A 1,717-nucleotide genomic window follows, 5' to 3' on the forward strand; every position below is an offset into this window, starting at 1 on the left:
TAAAAGAAGAATTTGCAGAAAGAAACTTGCACTTAATCACTAAGTTAAGAGCTAATATGAAGAAAAATCAAGTATTAACAGAACCACAAGCCTATTATTTAAGGCATAGAGGATTGATAGAAACTGCTTTCGATGTACTTAAAAATCAACTAAATATAGAACATTCAAGGCACAGAAGCCCTAAAAATTTTCTTATTAATTTGCTGGCAGGCTTAATTGCTTATACATTTTTGGAAAAAACACCAAACATAAAAGCATATCCACAAAAATTAGAGGACAAACAAATTGTATTTATTCAAGAAAATGTAAAATAATTCACGTTGATTTACATTCTGCACATAACCCAAGCCCTTCATGCCCAAGCCGAGGAGATAATAGTGATTTTCTTGCACTACCATAGCCGTAGGCTTGTCAGTAATCTCTATCTTCAGCTCATCAAACCAAGTGTAAAACTCTGTATCTGCCTCAGTGCTGATGACGTATGCCTCTACCCTGACCTGTGCGGTGGTAGTAAAGCCTATGCTGAGTTCCTCCCATGCGGTTTCCCCTGCAAGGGTTACGTACCGCTCTGCAACAGCAAAGTCGGATTACAAATCCCTCAATAAAGAAAGTCCGCATTGCAAATGCGGACTAACAGGAGTACGAGATTTACAATCCTGCCCAAGTGCATCACAAAGGTAAAAATAGCTTGATAAAATATTATTTTTTTGCCCCAAATAATCGTATTAACCCTAATATGCAATATATTGCAGCAAGTATTCTTGATATTAATAGCCAATTTTTGGGTATTTTATCGCTGATTTGCTCAAAATATATCATTAATGAAAATAAAATAACTCCGCTAACAAAAAGAATTTTTTTTAACATAGATTTAAATGTAATTTTTAACTATTTCAACTTAATTATCATGTTTTCTGGATTTGTATTAATAGAATTACCTGCCGCAGTTACATAGACCCCTGCCATTGTTAATCCATATCCCGCTAACTCGATTGTTTTTCCAAGTAAAGGAGGTGTTTTAATAGCAAGACCTATGGTTGATACAAACCCACCTCCATATGTTACATATGTGCCAACTGTGCCATAAAAATCTTTGTCATTAGTTTTATCCCTTGCAATTTGCTGAATAGGACTTATCCCATTTTTCTGCTTAAAATCTGCAACAGAGGTAGCCGCTTTTTCTAAATCTTTACTGATACTTCCTATATATGATTTATCCGATACAGGTATTGTATTACTTTCTACATAATTTGAAGTTTGCACTCCTTTTTTACTATTTATTGTGACTATAGTAATTTTACCTTGAGTAAGGCTATTGCTAATTTCTCCTTTAGCATCAATAGTTACTGTAGTTGTGCTTAGTTCTGTCATACGATAAAGTTCTCTTCCTCTATCATCTCTTTGTATTGTCGTTGTAGTGGTTTGATGTGCAATCATATCCACTCCGCAATCCCTACAATTATCATTGTACTTAAAAGTTTGATACATTCTCGTTTGCGTTGAAACTTCAGGTTTGGGTAAATCTCTATTACTCCCTCGCTGTTGCAACTGCCTAAACATATTTTGAGCATCTACACCTGTATATCTCGTTCCCCATGCCGTTTCGGTAACATCCCTCCCCGTCGGGTCTATGTACCTCAGCGGGTTGTTATTCAAGAAACTATACCCACTTACATTTACATACCTATCCCCATGAGGGTCAAGGGTAGTAGTCCTA

General features: G+C 35.8%; 3 protein-coding genes. 2 read left to right on the plus strand and 1 reads right to left on the minus strand.

From position 1 onward, the window contains the following. Together BM141_RS22375 and BM141_RS22725 are read left to right on the plus strand one after the other, a co-directional pair. Window positions 1–314 (plus strand): transposase (locus BM141_RS22375; protein WP_143090758.1); only part of this gene is annotated, 314 nt, incomplete at its 5' end. A 6-nt stretch (window positions 315–320) separates the two neighbouring features. Then, window positions 321–605, plus strand: coding sequence for a hypothetical protein (locus tag BM141_RS22725; protein WP_143091094.1), 285 nt, complete (start codon window positions 321–323; stop codon window positions 603–605). 283 nt (window positions 606–888) lie between these two features. Here BM141_RS22725 and BM141_RS23360 read toward each other — a convergent pair. Beyond that, a partial coding sequence (locus BM141_RS23360; RefSeq protein ID WP_221407742.1) for a hypothetical protein occupies window positions 889–1,717 on the minus strand: 829 nt, incomplete at its 5' end.

It is taken from the genome of Thermoflexibacter ruber (assembly GCF_900113045.1).
GTDB lineage: Bacteria > Bacteroidota > Bacteroidia > Cytophagales > Thermoflexibacteraceae > Thermoflexibacter > Thermoflexibacter ruber.